The sequence below is a fragment of the Collimonas sp. OK242 genome, assembly GCF_900107095.1.
Lineage (GTDB): Bacteria > Pseudomonadota > Gammaproteobacteria > Burkholderiales > Burkholderiaceae_D > Collimonas.
In genome coordinates this window covers 178,510-200,367 of record NZ_FNOR01000009.1, presented here as the reverse complement: position 1 = coordinate 200,367, position 21,858 = coordinate 178,510, and the positions used below count along the sequence as shown (strand labels likewise).

Annotated in this window: 21 protein-coding genes; 16 read left to right on the top strand and 5 right to left on the bottom strand. The window is 56.0% G+C overall.

The genetic code is table 11. The features are described 5' to 3' along the window. Nucleotides 1–2: 2 nt before the first annotated feature. The 3 genes from BLV81_RS12110 to BLV81_RS12100 all read left to right on the top strand — a co-directional run bounded on the left by BLV81_RS12110 (nucleotide 3) and on the right by BLV81_RS12100 (nucleotide 2,420). A complete protein-coding gene (locus BLV81_RS12110; protein WP_092356275.1) occupies nucleotides 3–674 on the top strand; it encodes an HAD family hydrolase in 672 nt (223 codons plus the stop codon). A 74-nt stretch (nucleotides 675–748) separates the two neighbouring features. After that, nucleotides 749–1,735 (top strand): protein-methionine-sulfoxide reductase catalytic subunit MsrP, encoded by a 987-nt coding sequence (msrP, locus tag BLV81_RS12105; RefSeq protein WP_092356272.1) that lies wholly within the window; start codon nucleotides 749–751, stop codon nucleotides 1,733–1,735. Between the two features lie 16 nt (nucleotides 1,736–1,751). After that, on the top strand, nucleotides 1,752–2,420 hold the full coding sequence (locus tag BLV81_RS12100) for a protein-methionine-sulfoxide reductase heme-binding subunit MsrQ (RefSeq protein ID WP_092356381.1): 669 nt from the start codon (nucleotides 1,752–1,754) through the stop codon (nucleotides 2,418–2,420). Here BLV81_RS12100 and BLV81_RS12095 read toward each other — a convergent pair. From BLV81_RS12095 to BLV81_RS12085, 3 genes are read right to left on the bottom strand one after another with little or no spacing between them, the layout of a single operon-like run. After that, nucleotides 2,387–3,154, bottom strand: a complete 768-nt coding sequence (locus tag BLV81_RS12095) for a transporter (protein ID WP_092356269.1) — start codon at nucleotides 3,152–3,154, stop codon at nucleotides 2,387–2,389. The two genes, BLV81_RS12100 and BLV81_RS12095, sit on opposite strands and share 34 nt — an antisense overlap. 19 nt (nucleotides 3,155–3,173) lie before the next feature. Beyond that, nucleotides 3,174–4,460 carry a diaminopimelate decarboxylase gene (gene lysA / locus BLV81_RS12090; protein ID WP_092356266.1) on the bottom strand — a complete coding sequence of 429 codons (1,287 nt, stop codon included), beginning with the start codon at nucleotides 4,458–4,460 and terminating at the stop codon, nucleotides 3,174–3,176. Nucleotides 4,461–4,468: 8 nt separating this feature from the next. Next, complete coding sequence (locus BLV81_RS12085) at nucleotides 4,469–4,726, bottom strand: LPS translocon maturation chaperone LptM (protein WP_255365153.1); 258 nt, start codon at nucleotides 4,724–4,726, stop codon at nucleotides 4,469–4,471. A 41-nt stretch (nucleotides 4,727–4,767) separates the two neighbouring features. Between BLV81_RS12085 and cyaY the strand changes: the two genes are divergently transcribed. From cyaY to BLV81_RS12060, 5 genes are all read left to right on the top strand, one after another. Then, a complete protein-coding gene (gene cyaY / locus BLV81_RS12080; protein ID WP_092356263.1) occupies nucleotides 4,768–5,094 on the top strand; it encodes an iron donor protein CyaY in 327 nt (108 codons plus the stop codon). A gap of 334 nt (nucleotides 5,095–5,428) precedes the next feature. Continuing rightward, entirely contained in the window at nucleotides 5,429–5,962 is a 534-nt protein-coding gene (locus BLV81_RS12075) for a hypothetical protein (RefSeq protein WP_176992826.1), read from the top strand. A gap of 52 nt (nucleotides 5,963–6,014) precedes the next feature. Next, the gene (locus BLV81_RS12070) at nucleotides 6,015–7,154 is read left to right on the top strand and encodes a DUF2827 domain-containing protein (RefSeq protein WP_092356260.1); all 1,140 of its coding nucleotides are present in this window, start codon (nucleotides 6,015–6,017) and stop codon (nucleotides 7,152–7,154) included. Nucleotides 7,155–7,191: 37 nt separating this feature from the next. Further along, nucleotides 7,192–8,337, top strand: coding sequence for a DUF2827 domain-containing protein (locus BLV81_RS12065; protein ID WP_092356257.1), 1,146 nt, complete (start codon nucleotides 7,192–7,194; stop codon nucleotides 8,335–8,337). After that, nucleotides 8,334–9,470 (top strand): DUF2827 domain-containing protein, encoded by a 1,137-nt coding sequence (locus BLV81_RS12060; RefSeq protein WP_092356254.1) that lies wholly within the window; start codon nucleotides 8,334–8,336, stop codon nucleotides 9,468–9,470. The genes BLV81_RS12065 and BLV81_RS12060 overlap by 4 nt, the downstream gene beginning before the upstream one ends. An 85-nt stretch (nucleotides 9,471–9,555) precedes the next feature. Here BLV81_RS12060 and BLV81_RS12055 read toward each other — a convergent pair whose 3' ends face one another. Then, nucleotides 9,556–11,928, bottom strand: a complete 2,373-nt coding sequence (locus BLV81_RS12055) for a penicillin-binding protein 1A (protein ID WP_092356251.1) — start codon at nucleotides 11,926–11,928, stop codon at nucleotides 9,556–9,558. Between the two features lie 429 nt (nucleotides 11,929–12,357). On the opposite strand from BLV81_RS12055, the gene BLV81_RS12050 reads away from it, so the two are divergent. The 8 genes from BLV81_RS12050 (at nucleotide 12,358) to BLV81_RS12015 (ending at nucleotide 21,218) form a co-directional block, all read left to right on the top strand. Next, nucleotides 12,358–13,437: a pilus assembly protein PilM gene (locus tag BLV81_RS12050; protein WP_255365152.1), complete on the top strand. Its 1,080-nt coding sequence runs from the start codon at nucleotides 12,358–12,360 to the stop codon at nucleotides 13,435–13,437. Continuing rightward, nucleotides 13,437–14,111: a PilN domain-containing protein gene (locus BLV81_RS12045; RefSeq protein ID WP_092356245.1), complete on the top strand. Its 675-nt coding sequence runs from the start codon at nucleotides 13,437–13,439 to the stop codon at nucleotides 14,109–14,111. The genes BLV81_RS12050 and BLV81_RS12045 overlap by 1 nt, the downstream gene beginning before the upstream one ends. Next, a complete protein-coding gene (locus BLV81_RS12040) occupies nucleotides 14,108–14,767 on the top strand; it encodes a type IV pilus inner membrane component PilO (RefSeq protein ID WP_092356242.1) in 660 nt (219 codons plus the stop codon). Before BLV81_RS12045 ends, BLV81_RS12040 begins: the two co-directional genes overlap by 4 nt. Then, a complete protein-coding gene (locus BLV81_RS12035) occupies nucleotides 14,764–15,312 on the top strand; it encodes a pilus assembly protein PilP (protein ID WP_092356239.1) in 549 nt (182 codons plus the stop codon). The genes BLV81_RS12040 and BLV81_RS12035 overlap by 4 nt, the downstream gene beginning before the upstream one ends. Continuing rightward, the gene (gene pilQ / locus BLV81_RS12030; protein ID WP_255365151.1) at nucleotides 15,309–17,489 is read left to right on the top strand and encodes a type IV pilus secretin PilQ family protein; all 2,181 of its coding nucleotides are present in this window, start codon (nucleotides 15,309–15,311) and stop codon (nucleotides 17,487–17,489) included. Before BLV81_RS12035 ends, pilQ begins: the two co-directional genes overlap by 4 nt. Nucleotides 17,490–17,552: 63 nt before the next feature. After that, nucleotides 17,553–19,295 carry a bifunctional shikimate kinase/3-dehydroquinate synthase AroKB gene (gene aroKB, locus BLV81_RS12025; protein WP_092356233.1) on the top strand — a complete coding sequence of 581 codons (1,743 nt, stop codon included), beginning with the start codon at nucleotides 17,553–17,555 and terminating at the stop codon, nucleotides 19,293–19,295. Further along, nucleotides 19,292–20,434, top strand: coding sequence for a deoxyguanosinetriphosphate triphosphohydrolase (locus BLV81_RS12020; protein WP_092356230.1), 1,143 nt, complete (start codon nucleotides 19,292–19,294; stop codon nucleotides 20,432–20,434). The genes aroKB and BLV81_RS12020 overlap by 4 nt, the downstream gene beginning before the upstream one ends. A gap of 94 nt (nucleotides 20,435–20,528) precedes the next feature. Further along, on the top strand, nucleotides 20,529–21,218 hold the full coding sequence (locus BLV81_RS12015) for a DUF4197 domain-containing protein (RefSeq protein WP_092356227.1): 690 nt from the start codon (nucleotides 20,529–20,531) through the stop codon (nucleotides 21,216–21,218). 132 nt (nucleotides 21,219–21,350) lie between these two features. Here BLV81_RS12015 and hpf read toward each other — a convergent pair whose 3' ends face one another. Next, nucleotides 21,351–21,701 carry a ribosome hibernation-promoting factor, HPF/YfiA family gene (gene hpf, locus BLV81_RS12010; RefSeq protein WP_092356224.1) on the bottom strand — a complete coding sequence of 117 codons (351 nt, stop codon included), beginning with the start codon at nucleotides 21,699–21,701 and terminating at the stop codon, nucleotides 21,351–21,353. Nucleotides 21,702–21,858: the final 157 nt, after the last annotated feature.

Sequence of the window (21,858 nt, the reverse complement as noted above, 5' to 3'; positions counted from 1 at the left end):
CGATGGTAAATGCAAAAGCGGAGGCAGACCCGGTTCCAGTGGACTTGGTGATTTTCGATTGCGACGGCACTCTGGTCGACAGCGAGACGGTCGCCACCGATGTGATGGTCGGCTATCTGGCGGAGCTGGGCATGCAATTGTCGGCCGACGAAGCACTAGCGCGCTTCAAGGGCGGCCGGATGGCGGATTGCGTGACTGAACTGGAACGGATGTTCAGCCGGGCTCTGCCGGTCGATTTCGCTAAAATCCTGCGCGACCGTATCGCCCCCGTTTTGTACCAGCGCCTGCAACCGATCGATGGCGCGCTCGAGTTGGTGCGATCCCTCAGAGTGCCGTTTTGCATGGCGTCCAACGGGCCGTTGCACCAGATTAAAGTGTCGCTCAGCGTCACCGGCTTGTGGCCTTATTTCGAAGGCCGTATCTTCAGCGCCTACGAAGTCTCGTCCTGGAAGCCGGCGCCGGACCTGTTCTTGCATGCCGCCAAAACCATGGGCGTCGAACCTTCCCGCTGCGCTGTAGTCGAAGATAGCCTGCCTGGCGTGCAAGCCGGCGTTGCTGCCGGCATGCAGGTATTTGCGTTGCAGCCTGAGCAGCTTGAAGCGCAGTTTCCCACTCAGGCAAAAATCATTTCCCGATTGGCGCAGCTGCACGACCATATCAATATCGCCGGATAAGCGATTTTTCTGCGGTCCTGTAAGGAATCGTCAGCCCAAGTGACTAAGTTCTATCTACCTCACAGGAGAGCCGTATGCCGCTGTATCGTCGCCCCAACGGAATCGATCTGCCGTTCGCTTCCGACATTACCCCGCAAGCAGTATTTGAATCCCGCCGCAGCTTTATCAAGCAAATTGCCGTAGGCGCAGTCGGCGCCGGCGCATTGCTGGAGCTGACTGCCGGCGATGCTTTCGCCCAGGGGAACGCGGGCGCCGGGCAGAAATTGGCGGCGAAGGCGAATCCGGCTTATGTCGTGATGGACAAGGCGACGCCTTATAAAGACGCCACCACCTACAATAATTTTTATGAGTTCGGCACCGAAAAATCCGATCCTGCCGAAAAAGCCGGCAGCCTCAAACCACGGCCCTGGACGATAGCGATTGAAGGTGAAGTCAAGAAGCCGATGATGCTGGATATCGACAGCCTGCTGAAACTGGCGCCGCTGGAAGAACGTATCTACCGGCTGCGCTGCGTTGAGGGGTGGTCGATGGTGATTCCCTGGATCGGCTACTCCTTGTCCGAGCTGATCAAGAAAGTGGAGCCGACCGGCAACGCCAGGTATCTTGAATTCACGACCCTAGCCGATAACCGCCAGATGCCGGGTTTGCGCAATCCGGTGCTGGAATGGCCGTATGTCGAAGGCTTACGCATGGATGAGGCGATGCACCCGCTGGCCTTGCTGACGGTGGGCATGTACGGCCAGGTATTGCCGAACCAGAGCGGGGCCCCGGTGCGCATGGTGCTGCCCTGGAAATACGGTTTCAAATCGGCCAAGTCGATCGTCAAGATTCGCTTCGTCAAAGATCAGCCGCGGACGGCATGGAATATTGCAGCGGCGCGCGAGTACGGGTTTTATGCGAATGTGAATCCGGACGTCGATCATCCGCGCTGGTCGCAGGCGACCGAGCGCCGCATCGGCGAAGACGGTTTCTTCACCAGGAAGCGCAAGACCTTGATGTTCAACGGCTACAACGAGGTTGCCTCGCTGTATACGGGCATGGACTTGAAGAAGTACTTCTAGATCTGGAATGCGCAGCATGTTCAATCCGACCCCCAGGCAATTCAAGTTCCTCAAAATCGCCCTGTTTGCGCTGGCCTTGCTGCCGGCCGCGCGACTGCTGCTGTTTGGCCTTAGCGATCGGCTGGGCGCCAACCCGATCGAATTCATCACGCGCAGCAGCGGCGACTGGACTCTTTATTTTCTCTGCATCACCTTGGCCGTCACGCCCTTGCGGCGGTTCACCAACTGGAGCTGGCTCATCAAGTTACGGCGCATGCTGGGTTTGTTCGCCTTCTTTTATGCCAGCCTGCATTTCACGACATTTCTCTGGTTCGATCATTTCTTCGATGTTGCGGAGATGCTCAAAGACGTAGTCAAACGCCGCTTCATTACGGTCGGCTTCATCGCCTTCGTCCTGCTGATACCGTTGGCCCTGACCAGCACCAAGGGCATGATCCGCCGCCTTGGCGGCAAGCGCTGGCAATGGCTGCATCGCAGCTTGTATGCAATTGCCATGCTGGGGATCTTGCATTTCTGGTGGATGCGCGCCGGCAAGCATAATTTCGAAAAGCCGATTCTGTTTGGAGCTATCGTCGGCGTGCTGCTGCTGGTGCGGGTCTGGTTTGCCTGGCGCAATCGCGGCGACGGCGCTGCAAGATCGCGTGCCGCCGTTCAGAAGCGCCAAGTCGCCCCGACGCCGACCTGACGATGGGTTTGGGCTGCGCAAGGACCGCAGCCGATGCCGAATTTCAGCCCCAGGTCGAGGTCCAGATTCGGCGTCGGCGAATAGATTATTCCGGTCAGGAGATAGCCCGGATTGCTACTCGAATGCATGTCGCCGCTGGTGTCGCCGGCGCGCTCGGTATTGCTCAGGATGCCGCCGTCCAGGGCCAGGCTCAACTTGGGACTAAACTCATACAGCGCATAAGCCGATAAACGCCACTGCATGGTGCGGTTGGCTTGCTGATCGCTGGTCAGGCGGTACCGGTTGTAATACGCGGCCAGGTTGCCGCTGAAAGCCCAGTCGCCGCTTTGATAGCTGCCGAGCAGCGTCAGCGACATGCTGGCGGCGCCATGTCCCAGGCCGCGGTTGGGATCTCCGCTCGGAAACGTTATCTCGGGCTTAACGCCGAGGCTAAAGTCATCGTGTTCCAGCAGCCGCCATTTCACACCCAGTGCAATGTCATTGATACCCGAAGGCTGTGACAGGGTTGCCGGCGGATTGACATAGATATCGAGATTTTTCAGCAAGCCGTAGCTGTAGGTGAAATTCGCCACGTGGCTGTGCGTATCATTCTGGCGCAGCCAGTCGGTGTTCAGTTCAAGCTGATGGTTGCCGCTATCCTGGGTGCCGGTGTCGTCGGTCACCAACGGATGATTGGCATATGCGGCCTGCATCAGAAAACAGGAAGATAGGGCAGTGAGCAAGAGCTGTCGCATGGTCTTCCAGTTTCTTTGCTTAAGGCGATATGAGTGATTCCAGAGTAAACAGATCAGCTGGATTCTCGCGTTGACGAATCAGGTGCACTTGTGCGCCGTCCACCATGACTTCGGCGGCGCGGCCGCGTGTGTTGTAGTTGGAAGCCATCGTCATGCCGTAAGCGCCTGCTGACATCAGCGCCAGCAAATCGCCTGCTTCGATCGCCAGCGAACGGGAGCGCGCCAGCCAATCGCCCGACTCGCACACCGGGCCGACCACGTCGTAGGTCTGCGCCGCAGCGTCGCGCTGGATGACAGTCTGCACGCCATGCCAGGCTTGGTACATTGCCGGCCGCATCAAGTCGTTCATGGCGGCATCGACCACCGCAAAATTCTTCGCTTCCGAATGTTTCAGGTACTGAACCTCGGTAAGGAGAATGCCGGCATTGCCGACAATTGAACGGCCCGGTTCAAACATCACCTTGATCGGCGCGCCCTGGTATTTTTGCTGGCGCCAGGCGTCGATACGGGCAAACAAACGGCCCAGGTAATCGCCGATGGCGACCGGCTGTTCGTCATCATAGGTAATGCCGATGCCGCCGCCGATGTCCAGGTGATGCAGGTGGATGCCTTCGCTCGCCAGCTGGTCGATCAGTTCAATCAACTTGTCCAATGCTTCCAGCATGGGAGCGTCGTCCAGCAACTGCGAACCGATATGGCAATCAATCCCGGCCACATCGATATGCGGCAGCGCCGCCGCGGTCCGGTAGCAGGACAAGGCATCCTCATAGGCTACCCCGAATTTGTTTTCCTTGAGGCCGGTCGAGATGTAAGGATGGGTTTTGGCATCGACGTTGGGATTGACGCGCAGCGAAATGGCAGCACGCTTGCCCATGGCGCCGGCAACTTCGTTCAGGCGATGCAGTTCCGGAATCGATTCAACGTTGAAGCAAAGAATGTCATGCGACAAGGCCAGGCGCATTTCTTCACGCGATTTGCCGACGCCGGAAAAAATTACCTTGGCCGGATCGCCGCCGGCGGCGATTACACGTAATAATTCGCCTCCCGAGACGATATCGAAACCAGAACCAAGCTGGCTCAGCAATTGCAGCACGGCCAGATTGGAATTGGATTTGACCGAGTAACAGATGAGCGTGCCATCCGGTTCACGGCTGTGTTGTTTGCAAGCATCGGCGTAAGCTGAAAAATTGGCGACCAGTGCGGCTTTTGAATAGACGTAAGTGGGGCTGCCAAATTGCTGCGAAATTGCGCTGAGCGCGACGTTTTCAGCGTGCAGGACGCCATTTTTGTATGAAAAATACGACATAGGGCAGCTTATTTGGGTGCGGATGTTGTTGGAGTGACTATGGTTTTCGGTTGCGCCGCGGGTGTCGGAGCGGCGGATTCGTCAGATGCCTCTGGGGCAACATTGGGCTGAGCCGGCGCCGGCGCAGTTCTGACGATAGGCGGCGGCAGCTTGGCTGGCATGAACAGCGGGCCTTTTTGGCCGCATCCCGCCAGGCTGAGCGTAACCGGGATCATGGCGATCATGGCGACCGTGGTGATACGCGACAAATCAAAAATGGGTTTCACGGATTAGAATCACAGTTTAACGAAACGGATTGGAGTGTAGCATGACAGAATCAGAATTCCTGGCTGCGGCGGAGGTTGCCTTGGGCAAGATCGAGACGGCGCTTGAGCATGCCGCAGATAATACCGATCTGGATGTTGAGTGCAGCCGTAGCGGCAACGTGCTGGAGATCGAGTTCGTCGGCAATGGCAGCAAGATTATCGTCAATAGCCAGGCACCGATGCAGGAATTGTGGATTGCCGCAAAATCCGGTGGTTTCCACTACAAGCAAAAGGGCGATATCTGGGTCAATACACGCGACGGTTCAGAATTCTTTGCGGCCTTGTCGGCGATGATCAGTTCCCAGGGGGGCGTAGCGATAGCGCTATAAATTTTTCTTGCCGGCACAGCCTGGCCAGGGATTTCTCAAGGTGCATCTGTCGTAATATATGAGCAATGCGATGTTGTTTTGATACGTTCATTTGCCGGCAGCGCCTGACGCCAAGCCTGCAGTCGTACCAGAGGCGGCGCCGGTCAGCTAGGATTCCGGGCATGATGCAGCACTCAATTTAAAACGGATCCAGCTGATGAAGTTTGCACCACATATTTTTGAAACAAGCGGACAAGGCAATTCAACAGGTTTCACCGCATCAAGCACATCCAGCGGATACCGGCAGCCATGGCGAATATTGCGGGTGTTGCTCGGCGTTGTTCTTGCATCGTGGATGATGTCCGTCGCGCACGGACAAATGAAAGCCGACCTGCCCGGCGCCAAGGCTGCCGCACCGAAAAACCTGTTGGCAGAAGCAGCGCGCAGCGTCGGCGTCAAACAGTGCCAGCCAGCGATTACACGTTTGTCGGCGCTTGCCATCAATGGCACCGGGGCGCACGACGTGCTGGTCGATTGGGACCGCGCCCATCCTGATCGCGGCCCGTTCTTTTCGCTGACCGGCATCGAATATGCAGGGGCGTCAGCGGCGGTATCCATCACCGCCGTGCCGCAGGGCGGCGGCGCATGTTCGGTTGCCGCCGAGCGCATTTCCATCGCGCCGTATTCATGCAAGAGTATTGCCGACACTGAGTTGAAAGGGTATGGCGCGACACCGTTGCTGCCGACTTTCACGGTATATGTATCGCCGGACGAGCCGGGCGGTTCGGTCTCGCTGGTGGATTCACCGCCGGGCTGTCTGATTATCCGGCGCTACGTGCAGTACAACTGGACCGAGCAGACGAACATGGCGGCGCCGGTGCGCAAATGACGTGTAAATAATAGTGACTATGCATCCCTTACTTTAGATTTGAATCCAAGACATGAGTTCTTCAACCGGCAGCTTGCGTATCGGCATTACTATTGGTTTACACCAGGAAAACGAATCGCTATGGAATAACGGCATCAAGCAAAATGCCGTGTACCTGGCAGAGGCTTTAAAACATTGCCCGAGCGTGGCGTCGGTGCATCTGGTGAATACCACTGCGATCGCCATCACCGCGGCTCTGCCGTGGGATCAGGCGCGCTGGCCGACGGTGAGCTTCGAGCAAGCCAAGGACAACCTGGATGTGCTGATTGAACTAGGCGGCCAGATCGACGCCAATCAAACTGCTTACCTGAAGACACGCGGCTGTCGCCTGATATCCTACTGTTGCGGGTTCGAGTATGTGCATGTGATGCAATCGGTATTATTCAACCGGCCGCTATGGGGCTACGATCTGTTCGTCAACCAGCGTTACGATGCGATCTGGATGGTGCCGCAGGTTGCCACCAACAGCCAATCCTATTTCGAGACTTTACGCCGTCGGCCGGCGCAGGTGGTGCCGTTTATCTGGGATCCGATTTTCGTCAACCAGCGCAGCCAGGGTTTTGCGCATCAAGGCGAATATCGTCCTCACCCGGGCCCCAAGCGGCTGACCGTGATGGAGCCGAATAACGATATTGTGAAATTCTGCATGTACCCGGCATTCATCGCGGAAGAAGCCTATCGGCGGCGGCCGCAAGACATCGAGATTTTGCAGGTCACCAATGCCGATCGGCTGGCGCGCGAGAGCAAGGAATTCATTGCGGTGATGAACCAGCTGGATATCGTCCGTCAGCACAAGGCGGTATTTCTGGGGCGTTTCGACACGCCGCAGTTCCTGAGCCAGATGACTGACGTGGTGATTTCCCATCAAATCGAGAATGCGTTGAACTATTTTTATTTCGACGTTTGCTGGCAAGGTTATCCGCTGGTGCATAACGCTCATATGTGCAGCGATCTCGGTTATTACTACGAGGGAAATGACGTGCAGGCCGGCTGCGGAAGATTGCTCGAAGTGCTGTCCACGCACGATGGCAGTTGGCAAGATTACCTGACGCGCCAGCGGCAAGTGTTGAGCCGCTATCTGCCAGGCTGTGCGCAAGTCACCGCGGAGTATGAGCGCTTATTGGCGGCATTGCTGCAACAGCCAACAGTGTGAGAAGTGTGAAAAAACGATTTTCAATCTTTCCTAATCCATGAAAAAAATCAATGTAGGCATCTCGATCTTTCCGGTTCATGGTGCGCAGCTTTGGTCCAACGGCCTTAACCAGAATCTGGCGTTCCTGGTGCTGTTGTTGCAGCACAGCCCGCAAGTCGGCCGCGTGTTCTTGTTAAACGGCGGAGCCCTTGACCATTTGCCTGAGGCGATGGGGCTGAGCGGCCTCGATGTACCTCTGGTGAAACCTGAGGATGTCACCTTCGAGCTAGACGTCGTGATTGAAATGGGGGCGCAGCTGCCGCTGGAATGGTTGCGTCACGTGCGTGCTTTGGGCGTCAAGATCATTACTTTCTTTGTCGGCCACACTTATGCTGATAATGCCGAAGCGCCGATGTTCGACCGCCCCAGCGGCCAGATTTTCAATGGCACGCCGTGGCATGAAATATGGATACTGCCGCAATTCATGAAAAGCAGCGGACCTTTGTTGCGCACCGTGTCGCGGGTGCCGGTGTTTGCCGTGCCGCATATCTGGTCGCCGCTGTTTATCCAGGCGCATGTCGATGTGGTCGAAAAAAACGGTCATCAATTCGGCTATCAGGCCAGCACCGGCGCCGATAGGCCGGGTTGGCGCACTGCGATTTTCGAACCGAATATCTCGGTCGGTAAGACTTGCTTTATTCCGATGCTGGTATGCGAGCAGGCATACCGTCTGGATCAGCGTTCGGTGAGCATGATGATGGTCATGAACACGATGCACATGAAAGAACATCCCACCTTCAATCGTTTCGCCATCAATCTCGATCTGACCAGGCAGCATAAGGCCAGTTACGAGCCGCGCGTGGCATTTGTCGAATGCATGGCGCAGCAAAAGATGGATGCGGTGGTCTCGCATCATTGGGAATGGGGCTTGAATTACCTGTACTACGATGCGCTGTATGGCGGTTATCCGCTGGTACACAATTCGGAATATCTGAAAGCCGGCGGCGTCGGTATCTATTATCCGGGTTTCGAAGCCAGCGCCGGCGGCCATGCCTTGCTGGATGCCTGGCGCCAGGAGCCGGAATTCTGGGATGACTATAAAAAGGCGGGTGCGGCTTACCTGAGCAAGCTTGATCCGATACACCCTGAAAATGTGGAAGCGTTTGTGAAAAGACTGCAGCACACCGTGGAGGGCCAGGTATGAACCACCCGCTGCCGCAACGCAAATTGCGCGTAGGCGTCACCCTGTTTGTGCGGGGCGGGGCGCAATCGATCTGGGAAAACGGCATATTTCAGAATTGCGCGTTCCTGGTGCAATTGTTCAACCGGTCGCCGGCGGTCGAACGCGCGGTGCTGGTGCTGGACGGCGCGGCCGACCAGGTCAACGACGCCATGATGATGGGCGATCTGGGAATCGACATGATCGGCCTGGAGCAGGCCATGGAGACCCTGGACGTTGTGATCGAGATGAGTGCCCAGTTGAATGAAGATTGGGTAAGAAGGTTTCGTCAGCGCGGCGGACGTTACGCCTGGATGCGGGTCGGAAACGACTATGTGATCGACGTCGAACGCGCCATATTCAATAAGCCGCATGGCGGCCTGTGCAGCGATAAGCCCTACGATGCGGTGTGGACCTTGCCGGAATATCTGCACAGCTGCAAGGACTACTTTAGCCTTACGGCGCGGGCGCCCGTGCATATCGTGCCGCATTTGTGGACCCCGCTGTTTTTCGCCAAAGGCATAGCTAGCTTGCCGGATCACCTCAGTTACGGTTACCAGCCTGGCAAACCGCGCTGGCGGGTGTGCAGTTTCGAACCCAATGTCTGCATGGTGAAAACCTCGCTACTGCCGATGCTGGCCTGCGAAGAGGCGTATCGCGCGCAGCCGGCATTCCTGGAGTACCTGCGTGTCTGCAATACCCTGCATTTGAAAGAGCACCTGAAATTCTCGCAATTTGCGCGGGCGCTTGATGTCGTCAATCACGGCCTGGCATCTTTTGAAGGACGCTTTGCAGTGTATGAATTCATGGCCAGTTATGGCGACTGCATCATTTCGCACCACTGGGAAAATGGCCAGAATTACCTGTACTACGAAGCCTTGTACGGTGCTTATCCGCTGATCCACAATTCGGAATTCATCAAGGACTACGGCTACTATTATCCGGAGTTCGATTCTTTCGCCGGCGGCCAGGCAGTGCTGCGGGCATTTGCCACGCATGATGCGCAGCTCGACGATTATCGGCGCAACGCGCAGACATTGCTGCGCACGCTGGATGTGAGCTTGCCGGAGAATATTGAAATCTATACCCGGCGCCTGCTGGATCTGTATTCGAATTAAAACCTGGCATGGGTACGCGTGCCCAGGCGGAAACTATCTCGGTAAGGCGTGGGCAAACAAGCTTGCCCACGCCTACGCATATCGATCAGAACAATTCGTTCTTGACCTCGTCCCTGGCTTTCTCTTCTTCTGTCGGTGCGATGTTGCCGCCGCCAAGGCTTTGGGTGGCGATGCCCGGCGGGTATTCAGCGTAATAATATTCGCCGCCGGAATGCACCAAGCCTTCCGGCACCACGCGGTCTTCCGTCGGCACGCCTTTCAACGCCTGTTGCATGAAGCTGATCCAGATCGGCAGCGCCAGGCCGCCGCCGGTTTCCTTGTCGCCCAGACTGCGCGGCTGATCGTAACCCATCCAGCCGACTGCCACCAGCGACGGCTGATAACCGGCAAACCAGGCATCCAGCGAGTCGTTGGTGGTGCCGGTCTTGCCGGCCAGATCGGTACGGTTGAGCGACAGCGCCTTGACCGCGGTGCCGTAGCGCACGACGTCGCGCATCATGCTATCCATCATGAAGGCATTGCGCGGATCGATGATGCGATTGGCTTCATCGCCAGCGATCTCCGGATGGACTTGCGACAAGACATTGCCGTCGGCATCGGTAATCTTGCTGATGATGTAGGGACTGATCTTATAACCGCCGTTGGCAAAGACTGCGTAGCCGCCCACCATTTGCAGCGGCGTCACTGCGCCGGCGCCCAGGGCCAGTGTCAGGTATGGCGGATTTTTGTCAGCATCGAAGCCAAAACGCGTCACATATTCCTGCCCGTATTGGGCGCCGATCTTATCCAGGATGCGCACCGAGACCACGTTCTTCGACTTGGTCAGCGCACGGCGCATGCTCATCGGACCCTCGTACTTGTTGCCGTAGTTCTTCGGTTGCCAGATCTGGCCGCCGGTCTGGCCGCCGCCGTAGGTAAGCGGCGCATCATTGATGATGGTGGCCGGCGACAAGCCCTTTTCCAGCGAGGCGGAATAGATGAATGGCTTGAATGACGAACCCGGCTGGCGCCAGGCTTGCGTGACGTGATTGAATTTGTTGCGGTTGAAGTCGAAACCGCCTATCAAGGCGCGGATGGCGCCATCCTTGGTGTCGGCTGCGACAAAGGCCGATTCCACTGCCGGCATCTGCGTGATGCTCCAGTTTTTTCCCTCCAGCATGACGCGGATGATGGCGCCGCGCTTGACTTTACGTTGCGGCGGCGCTTTGTCGCTTAACAGATTGGTGGCGATGCCCAGGCCGGCGCCGCTGATATCGATTTCCTGGCCCGACGACAGTAGCGCACGGACCAGTTTCGGGTTCGCCTCCAGTACCACCGCCGCCACGATTTCATCGCTGTCGGGATGGTCCGCCAGCTCTACTTCGATCGCGTCTTCGGCTTCTTCCTTGGTGCCGTCCGGGATGTCCATATAGCCCTCCGGGCCACGATAGCCGCGCCGCTTCTCGTAATCCATGACGCCGCGGCGCAGCGCTATATACGCCGCGTCCTGGTCGGCCTTGGTGATGGTGGTGAAGACGTTGAGGCCGCGCGTGTAGGTATTTTCCTTGAACTGCTCGTACACCAGCTGGCGCGCCATTTCAGCGACGAATTCGGCATGCACGCCAAACTCGCTGGCGCCGCTCTTGATGTGCAGGGTTTCGTTCTTGGCTTGTTCGTACTGCGCTTCGGTGAGGTAACCCAGTTGCAGCATGCGCAGCAAAATATATTGCTGGCGCACGGTCGCCCGTTTCGGATTGACGACTGGATTGTTGGCTGACGGCGCTTTTGGCAAACCGGCCAGCATCGCCGCTTCGGCGGTGGTGATGTCTTGCAGTTTCTTGCCGAAATAGATCTGCGCTGCCGAAGCAAAGCCGTAGGCACGCTGGCCCAGATAAATCTGGTTCATGTAGACCTCAAGAATCTGGTCCTTGCTCAGGTTGCGTTCGATTTTCCATGCCAGCGGAATTTCATAGAGAAATTTGCGCGACGCTTTCTGGAAGAAGGTCGGCTCGTTGCTGGTCAGGAAAAAATTGCGGGCGACTTGCTGCGTGATCGTACTGGCGCCGCCGCCGCCGCCGGTCAGGTTGGAAAAACTGGCGCGCAGGATGCCTTGGTAGTCGACCCCGCCATGTTGGTAAAAACGATCGTCTTCAATCGCCAGCACAGCCTTCTTCATCACGTCGGGAATTTCGTTGATGCGCACCAGGCTGCGCCGCTCTTCACCGAATTCGCCGATCAGGACGCCGTCGGCCGAGAAAATGCGCAACGGAATCTTGGGTTTGTAGTCGGTCAGCGAATCGAGCTCCGGCAAATTCGGGTAAGCCATCGCCAGCATCAGGAAAAAAGTTAGACAGCCGATAACCAGCAAACCGACAATAATCCCGAAAAAGCCGAGTATCAGCCGCAGAAGCAGCGGTAAGCGATGGTGCGGAGGAGGAGAGGATTGCTGGGTGTCGCTGGCTGTATCTGGAGGCGTCATGCGATGTGTTTTATGAAAGATGGATGCCACGCATTATAGCGGCACAGCGTCTGGCACCCGTCAGGTAATGCGCAGAACTTTGCCCGAATTGCCTCCGAATACCCCCTTGGCTCAAAACTTGCTCTGCATCATGCGTTCTTGATGAACAGCAAGCTACGTTGCGTAATTCAGACAGAAATTGTCGGTGAAAAACAAATTTATATGAATGGAGTCACGGTGGGGCTGATTTCAGTGTCACTTTAACAATTGCCATGTGGAAATTTCTTTACAGCACCACACTCTTATTGCTACGATTTCACCTTATAAAATTTAACATTGCTGTAAGCCCTGTTTTACAGGTTTTTCCTAACTTCGAGACGGAATCCCGTTAATGGGATCGCCTTGCAGGCAGAATGTTCCCCAAATAATACATACTCGGGAGAAATGCTCTTGGCATTAGATCTTGGATCGCTGATCGGTAAAAAGAACCCGCCTCTGGTGGGGATTGATATTAGTACGTCGGGCGTCAGGCTGGTTGAGTTGTCCGAGACGGGCAAGGATCAATTGCGTCTTGACCGCTTCGCCTCGGAACCATTGCCGCGTGGCGCAGTGGTGGACGGCAACATTGAAAATATCGAGCAAGTCACGGAGGTAGTGCGGCGGCTGTGGAAAAAAAGCGGCTCCAGCACCAAGCTGGTGGCTTTAGGCATGCCGCCGGCATCGGTGATTACCAAAAAGATCATTCTGGCCAGCGGCATGCTGGAAGAAGAGCTAGAGATGCAGGTCGAATCCGAAGCGAGCCAATATATTCCGTTTGCGCTGGATGAGGTGAGTCTGGATTTTGACGTCATCGGCCCGGCGCAGCATTCGCCGGACGACGTCGAAGTGCTGCTGGCGGCCACCCGTAAGGAAAAGGTCGAAGACCGTGTGGCGGTGGCAGAGGCGGCTGGCCTCAAGCCTACCGTGATGGACATCGAGTCCTACGCAGCGCGCGCGGCGATTAACCGCATCATCGGACAATTGCCGAAAGCCGGGCAAGGGCAGATTGTCGGCCTGTTTCAAATCGGCACGCAAACCACGCACGTATCGGCTTTGCTGGACGGCCAGCTGATTTATGAGCGCGAGCAGCCGTTTGGCGGCAATCAGCTGACTCAGGATATCGTGCGCGCCTATGGCTTGTCGTACGAAGAGGCGGATGCCAAAAAGCGCAGCGGCGATCTGCCTGAGGGCTATCAACAAGAGGTGCTCAACCCGTTCCTGGAGAGCGCTGCGCTGGAAGTCACGCGGGCGATCCAGTTCTTCTTTACCTCGACGCCGTACACCCGCATCGACCAGCTGTTCCTGGCTGGCGGCTGCGCCACTATTCCCGGCCTGGTTGAGGTGGTGGCCGGACGCGCCAAGATTTCCACCTCGGTTGTCAGTCCGTTTACCGGCATGCAACTGGGGCCGAACGTGAGGGAAAAACAATTGCGCATGGATGCACCGTCTTACCTGGTTGCCTGCGGTCTTGCCATGCGGAGGTTTGGCTGATGATTAAGATTAACTTACTGCCGCACCGTGAAGCCAAGCGCAAACAGCGCAAGAATGCTTATTTCGCCATGCTGGCATTGTCCGCAGTTATCGGCTTGGTAACGGTGCTGGTGGTCGGCGCATTTATCGCCAGCAGTATTGCTAACCAGGCTGAGCGCAACCGTTTCATTACGGCAGAAAACAAGCGTCTGGACGGCGAAATCAAGGAAGTTGCCACTCTTAAGCAGGAAATCGAGGCATTGAAGGCGCGCCAGCAAGCTGTGGAAGATCTGCAGAGCGATCGCAACCAGCCTGTGTATCTGATGGATGAATTGGTCAAACAGGTGCCGGAAGGCGTCTATCTGAATTCCTTCAAGCAGGAAGGGCAGCGGGTAGCGTTGAACGGTTATGCGCAGTCGAATGAGCGGGTGTCTGAATTGCTGCGCAATTTGGGTAACAACTCGGCCTGGCTGGAGCACCCCGACCTGATCGAGATCCGTTCCGCCAATATCGGTACCGGCCGCGATAGCAAGCATGTGTTCTCTTTCACCGTCAATGTCGGCATCAAACGGCCGTCTGACAAGGACGCTAAAGATACCGCTGCAACGCCGAAAACTGCGGCAGCCGGGGCGGCTACTTCAGCTGCCGGCGGCGCTGCGGCTGCACCAAAAGCAACTTTGAAAGACGCCAAATGACGGATCTGAATAATTTGGGCGCCTCGCTGAGCGCGCAGTTTCGCGGATTGAATGGCCGCCATCCTGGTCAATGGCCGATAGTTCCTCGTGTTTTATCCGGGGTCGGGGTATTCCTGCTGGTGCTGCTGGTGGGTTGGTTTTTTTATTGGAGCGATCAAAAAGATGAGCTCAGCGCTGGCGAACAGCAGGAAGTGCAGCTGAAAGATCAGTACAAGTCGAAAATCCAGCAAGCCATCAATCTGGAAGCATTGCAAAAGCAAAAGCTGCAGGTAGCCGATTACGTCGCCACCTTGGAAAAGCAATTGCCGAGCAAGGCGGAGATGGATGCGCTGCTGTCCGATATCAATCAGGCCGGGCTGGGACGCGGGCTGCAGTTTGAATTGTTCAAGCCAGGCCAGGTGGTGGTGAAGAATTACTACGCCGAACTGCCGATCAATATCAAGGTAACTGGCAATTATCACGATGTCGGTTCGTTCGCCAGCGACATCGCCAACCTGCCGCGCATCGTAACCCTGAATAACATGAGCCTGGTAACCGGCAAAGATGGCACGCTGAGCCTGGATGCGATTGCCAAGACCTTCCGGTACCTGGATAAGGACGAAGTGGTGGCGCAGCGCAAGGCCACCGATGAAGCTAAGCAGAAAGGTCAAAAATGACGTTTTTTCGCATTGGGCGTCTGACCCAGGTGACATTTTTTGTCGTATTCATCTCAACTTTGTCAGGTTGCGGTGACAGCGGCGTGCCGGAATTGAAAGAGTGGATGGCCGATGTCAAGAGCCATACCAAGGTCGGGATTCCTAAGCTGACCGAACCGAAAAAGTTCATCCCTTTCACGTATGCCAGCGCGACCAGCGTCGATCCATACAACCCCAACAAGTTGCTGGTGGCGCTGGCCAAATTGCGCGGCAATTCAACCGGCTTGAAGCCGAACCTGGATCGCCGCCGTGAAACGCTGGAAAACTATCCGCTGGATACGATCAAGATGGTCGGAACCTTGCAAAAAGTGGGTTTGAGCTATGGCTTGCTGCAAGTCGACAAGACCGTGTTCCAAGCCAAGGTGGGGAATTACGTGGGACAGAATTTCGGCATGGTTACCAAGATCACTGAGTCCGAAGTAATTTTGAAAGAAATCGTACAAGATGCGTCCGGCGAATGGGTCGAGCGCGAAGCCAAGTTAGCGTTGCAGGAGAGCACAAAATGATTGCAGCAGGAAAAAAATTCGTTAACCTGAGCGTAAGCCGGCTGAGCGTGATGCGACAGAAGGTATTGATGTTTGTTGCGCTGGTGTGTTTACTGGCAAGCGGAACATCGGTAATGGCGGCCGAAGATAATGCCATTACATCCATCAATGCCAATCAGCAGGGCGCCAACGTCATCGTCAAGATTAGTTTCAAGCGTCCTTTAAATGCACAGCCGACGGCGTTTTCGGTGATCAGTCCAGCCCGCATCGCTTTTGATTTTATCGGCGTCGGCAACGCCACCGGCAAAACCTCGCAAGACATCAGTCTGGGCGATGTACGTAATGTGGTCGTGGCGCAAGCTGACGATCGCTCGCGTTTGGTATTCAACCTGAAACGCACTTTGTCGTATGCCACCGCGATGGACGGCAATGCCTTGATCGTCACTATCGACGGTTCCGGCGGTCTGGCAACCCCGGTCAATGCTGTTGGCATCCCGGTGCGTCCAGCGGCGGCGACTGCGGCGGTAGCCGGAGCCGGGGCAGCAGCGCCGGCACCCTTGTTAAACGGCAAACCGGCCCTGCGCGATATCGATTTCCGTCGCGGCACTGCGGGTGAAGGCCGGGTCGTGATTGATTTGCCGAACACTCAGGTCGGCGTCGATGTGCGCCAGCAAGGCCAGACGATCGTGGTGGATTTCCTGAAGACCAGTTTGCCGGATGTCTTGCGCCGCAAGCTTGATGTCGGTGATTTCGGTACGCCGGTCAAAACCATCACGACTGTGACCCAGGGTGAAAATGTACGCATGATCATCGAGCCGAAAGGTCTTTGGGAACAAAGCGCTTATCAAAGCGACAGCCAGCTGGTGATCGAAGTCAAGCCGCTCAAGGAAGACCCGAACAAGCTGGCGCAAGGTACGCAAGGTTATCACGGCGACAAGCTGTCCCTGAATTTCCAGAACGTGGAAGTGCGCTCGGTGTTGCAGGTGATTGCCGACTTTACCGGTCTGAACATCATTACCAGCGATACCGTCGGCGGCAATCTGACCTTGCGCCTGAAAGACGTTCCTTGGGATCAGGCTTTGGATATCGTGATGCAAGCCAAGGGCCTGGATATGCGTAAAAACGGTTCGGTCATCTGGATCGCGCCGAAAGACGAATTATTGACCAAGGAAAAGCTGGAGCTTGAGCAGCGTTCGCAAATTGCGGAACTGGAGCCACTGCGTACCGAGTCATTCCAGCTGAATTATCAGAAAGCCGAAGCCTTCAAGAAAGTATTCGGGATCGATGATGCCGGCGGCGGGGCTGCCGGCAAGAAGAAGAATTCCATCTTGTCTAGTCGCGGCAGCGCCGTGATCGACCCGCGCACCAATCAATTGTTCGTGACCGATACGCCGACTACCTTGCAGAACATTCGCAATCTGATTCAAAAAATCGATGTCGCCTCGCGGCAAGTCTTGATCGAGGCACGTATGGTCGAAGCGAATGATGGCTTCAGCCGCGATCTTGGCGCCAAGCTTGGATTTGGCTTCAACAGCAAGAACGTCTCCTCCGGAGGCTCGCAAAATGCGACAACAACGACTGGCACAGTTCCCCTAACTTCAGGGAATTCGGTGAACCTGCCCGCCAGTCCTAGTACCGGTACAGCTGGTTCGGTGGCTCTGACCTTGTTTAATTCGGCCGCGTCGAAATTCATCAGCCTGGAGTTGTCGGCACTGGAAGCGGAAGGGCAAGGCAAGATCATCTCCAGCCCACGTGTGGTTACGGCGGATCAGCAAAAGGCCTTGATTGAACAAGGTACTGAAATCCCTTACCAAAATGCAACCAGTAGCGGCGCTACCTCCGTAGAGTTCAAGAAGGCTAACCTGAAGCTGGAAGTGACCCCGCAGATTACCCCGGACGGCAATGTCATTTTGACAGTGGATGTAACCAACGACAGTGTGGGCCAGGTCGTTCCTGGCGGCGTTTCGATCAATACCAAGCATGTCCAGACCCAGGTGCAGGTTGAAAATGGCGGCACGGTGGTGATTGGCGGCATCTTTACCCAGCAAATTTCAAATAATGTTGATAAAGTGCCGCTACTTGGAGATATTCCGGTTCTGGGTTATCTTTTCAAGAAAACGGCAATTGTTAACAAGCGAACTGAATTATTGATTTTCCTGACACCGAAGATTGTCATCGACCGTATCTCTGGGCAGTAATTGCACAGAAGGCACCGGTTAGACGCCGGTGTCAGCATTTTGAGCAAAAGGTTGAGTGGTGAAATGGTGCGGTACACAGGCAATATCTTTCTGGTAGGCCTGATGGGCGCGGGCAAGACTACGGTTGGCCGTGCCCTGGCAAAAAAACTCAACAAGCTATTCATTGATTCGGATCACGAAATCGAGGCGCGTACCGGCGTCTCGATTCCTTTGATTTTCGAAATAGAAGGCGAAGAGAGCTTCCGTCAGCGCGAGACGGAGGTGATACGTGACCTGAGCGGCCGGCGCGGCATCGTGCTGGCCACTGGCGGCGGCGCCGTCATGCGGCCTGAAAATCGCGAATATCTTAAAAGCCGCGGCACCGTGATTTACCTGCGTGCCAGCATTCATAACATCCTGCAACGCACCAGCCGCGATAAAAACCGGCCGCTATTGCAAACTGCCGATCCGCGCCGACGCCTTGAAGAACTGTCGCGCCAGAGAGAGCCCTATTATCGCGAGGTGGCCGACATTGTCATCGACACCGGCCGACCTAACGTACAATTCCTGGTGCACAGCATTTTGAGCCAGCTGGAATTGTTGCCAAACCAGTTGCCAGACCAGCTTGAACAAGAACCGCAAGCGGGTACACTTAGCCAGGCTGGCGCCAGCGTCCCTATTTCATCAAATTTTTCTATGAATCAACCGTCGACCCTCCCGGCCTCAGCGCCAACCGTCACGCTCCAGGTAGAACTGGGCGAACGCAGCTATCCGATCGAGATCGGGCCGTCGCTGTTGAACGACCGCGAGCGCATCGCCCGCCTGATCACGGGCAAGCAGGTCGCCGTGGTGACCAACACCACCGTCGCACCCTTGTATCTGCAAGGTTTTAGCCAGGCATTGAAAGATGCCGGCAAGAGCGTGCTGGAAATCGTGTTGCCGGACGGCGAAGAAGAAAAGAACTGGGCTAGCCTGATGCAGATCTTCGATCGCCTGCTGAGCGCGAAATGCGATCGCAAGACCACCCTGATCGCCTTGGGCGGCGGGGTGATCGGCGATCTTACCGGTTTCGCTGCTTCGGCCTACATGCGCGGCGTGCCATTCGTGCAAATTCCGACTACCCTGCTGGCGCAGGTCGATTCTTCCGTGGGCGGGAAAACCGGCATCAATCATCCGCTGGGCAAGAACATGATCGGCGCTTTCTATCAGCCGCAAGCCGTGATCGCCGATACCATGACCTTGCATACCCTGCCGGAGCGCGAGCTGTCGGCCGGGCTGGCGGAGGTGATTAAATACGGGGCTGTGATCGACGCCGCATTTTTCAAATGGATAGAGGACAACATCGGCAAGCTGATGGCGCGCGATAACGCCGCCCTGGCTTATGCCATCCGCCGTTCCTGCGAACTGAAAGCTGACGTCGTCAGGCAAGACGAGCGCGAGGGCGGTTTGCGCGCGATCCTGAATTTCGGCCACACCTTCGGCCACGCGATTGAGTCCGGCCTGGGCTACGGTAAATGGCTGCATGGCGAAGCGGTCGGTTGCGGCATGGTGATGGCGGCGGATCTGTCGCATCGATTGGGACATATCAGCGCCATCGACAAGGAACGGGTTTGCGCACTGGTGCGCGCCGCCGGTTTGCCGACCGAAGCGCCCAACCTGGGCGCCCAGCGCTGGCTGGAACTGATGCAGATCGATAAGAAGAACGAAGACGGCCAGATAAAGTTCATTTTGATGAAACCCCTGGGCGGTCATCTGATCGCCACCGCACCGCAAGATGCGTTGCTGGCGACATTGCGACAACTAGCTTCCGGAGACATGCCGCGATGAACCAGGAAACGTCTCTCGCAACCTATGCCGCACATTCTGCGCTGTCGCGAGGACGTTTGTTCGAGGAAGCGCCGCCTAGCGCACGCAGCGAGTTTCAGCGTGACCGTGACCGTATCATCCATTGCACCGCATTCCGCCGGCTGGAATACAAGACTCAGGTATTCGTCAATCACGAGGGAGATCTGTTCCGCACGCGTTTGACGCACAGCATCGAAGTGGCGCAAATCGCCCGTTCGATTGCGCGCAACCTGCGCTTGAACGAAGATCTGGTGGAAGCCATTTCACTGGCCCACGATCTGGGGCACACGCCATTCGGCCATGCCGGCCAGGATGCCTTGAATGACTGCATGGAAGCCCACGGCGGCTTCGAACACAATTTGCAAAGCCTGCGTGTGGTCGATCAGCTGGAACAGCGCTACGGCGCTTTTGACGGCTTGAACCTGATGTTCGAAACCCGCGAGGGTATTCTGAAACATTGTTCGCTGGCCAATGCCAAGAAACTGGGCGATATCGGCGAGCGCTTCATTCAACGCAAGCAACCGACGCTGGAAGCGCAAGTCGCCAATCTGGCAGATGAGATCGCTTATAACAACCACGATGTCGACGACGGTTTGCGCTCAGGCTTGCTGACGCTGGAGCAGATGAACCAGATTGAGTTCTATGCCACGCACAGCCGCCAGGTCGAGTCGCTGTTCCCGGGTCTGAGCGGGCGCCGTGCGATCAATGAAACGGTGCGGCGCATGATCAATGCCTTGATCACCGACCTGATCCAGACATCGCAACAACGCATCCTGGATGCGCGTCTGCAAAGCGTCGACGATGTACGTAATGCGCCACCCTTGATCGCATTTTCCGATGGCATGGCGCAGCAAGCCGCTTTGCTGAAACGCTTCTTGCGCGAAAATCTTTACCGCCACTATCTGGTCAACCGGATGACCGCCAAGGCGCGCCGCATCGTAGCCGAATTGTATGCATGTTTCAGCGCCGAGCCGAATCTGCTGCCGCCCGACTATCAGCTCGGGCAGAGCAATCCGCAGCAGCAAGCGCGCGCGATTGCCGATTACATCGCCGGCATGACCGACCGCTATGCGATACGTGAGCACCGGCGTTTGTTTCTGGTGGACGAAGGACATCTTTAACCTTCGCACCGCAGTGATTTTGAGTAATCGCAAGCAGTTGCGTTAGACTTTGCGGGTATTCGTCCAACTCCGTCCAACTTCATGAGGATCAATTATGCGTCGCGCATACCAAACAGCATTGACAGTCGCTCTGGCGGTAACTGCATCAGCCGCGCTGGCTTTATCGATAAGCGACCTGAGTAACCAGGACGCCAGCAGCGGCCTGAAAGCTGCGCTGCAAAAAGGCGCGGATGTTGCGGTGTCCAAGCTAGGCGTCGAAAATGGCTTCCTGAATAATGACAAGGTCAAGATCGGCTTGCCCAGCGTGCTCGATAAAGCCATGCCTCTGTTGAGGATGACTGGCCAGGGACAGAAACTGGACGATCTGGTGGTGTCGATGAATCATGCGGCGGAACAGGCAGTACCATTGGCCAAGCCCTTGCTGTTGAATGCGGTCAAATCGATGTCGGTGACAGATGCAAAAAATATCCTGACCGGCGGCGATACGTCGGTGACCGATTTTTTCAAACAAAAGACGTCGGCGCAATTGGGACAGAAATTCCTGCCTATCGTCAAAGGCGTGACCGATCGCAACGGCCTGTCGGCGCAATATAACGCGGTCATGGGACAAGTCGGTAAAACCGGCATGGTGCCGGCTCAGCAAAGCACCGTGGAGGGCTATGTTACCCAACGCGCGCTGGATGGCTTGTACACTGTAATCGGCGAGGAAGAGAAAGCGATTCGCCAGGATCCTGTCGGTGCGGGCAGTGCGATTATCGGCAAGGTCTTTGGTGCGCTTAAGTAGGCGCGGAAGAGCACTTCAACAATAATAATATGATTTATTAATAATCAGCTTGACCAATAACAAAGGGCGCATTGACTGCGCCCTTGTTCATTGATTGGCGTGAGCTATGCAGCGCGCGCTCGGCGACCGGGTTCAGGTCGCGGCGGGGAGTTCTTCCGGCAGATGCTTGATAGCATCGTGCTGATGGTCCTGCATCTTGTCCTTGTATTTGATCACCTGGCGATCGAGCTTGTCGACCAGTGCATCAATGGCGGCATAAAGATCGTGAGCAATACTTTCAGCATGCAAATCTTTTCCTTTTACGCGCAGATTAATTTCCGCTTTTTGGCGCTTTTCTTTTTCAGTGATTTTGTCGACGGTCAGAATCACGCTGATATCGATGACCTGGTCGAAGTGGCGTTTGATACGCTCTAGTTTGCTTTGTACATATTCGCGAATGGCGGGGGTTAATTCGAGGTGATGCCCACTGATGGTGAAGTTCATACAGCGCTCCTATCAAGAATATTGCTGGCGGTCCGGAACAGAATAGGCTGAATCTTTAGGCGAACGGTTCAAGAGGAACTGTCCTGGCAAGAATCAACTAAAACTCAATGAAACCCGCTTGATCCAAACACAGCAAGGGTAAGCTTTACAATCAAAC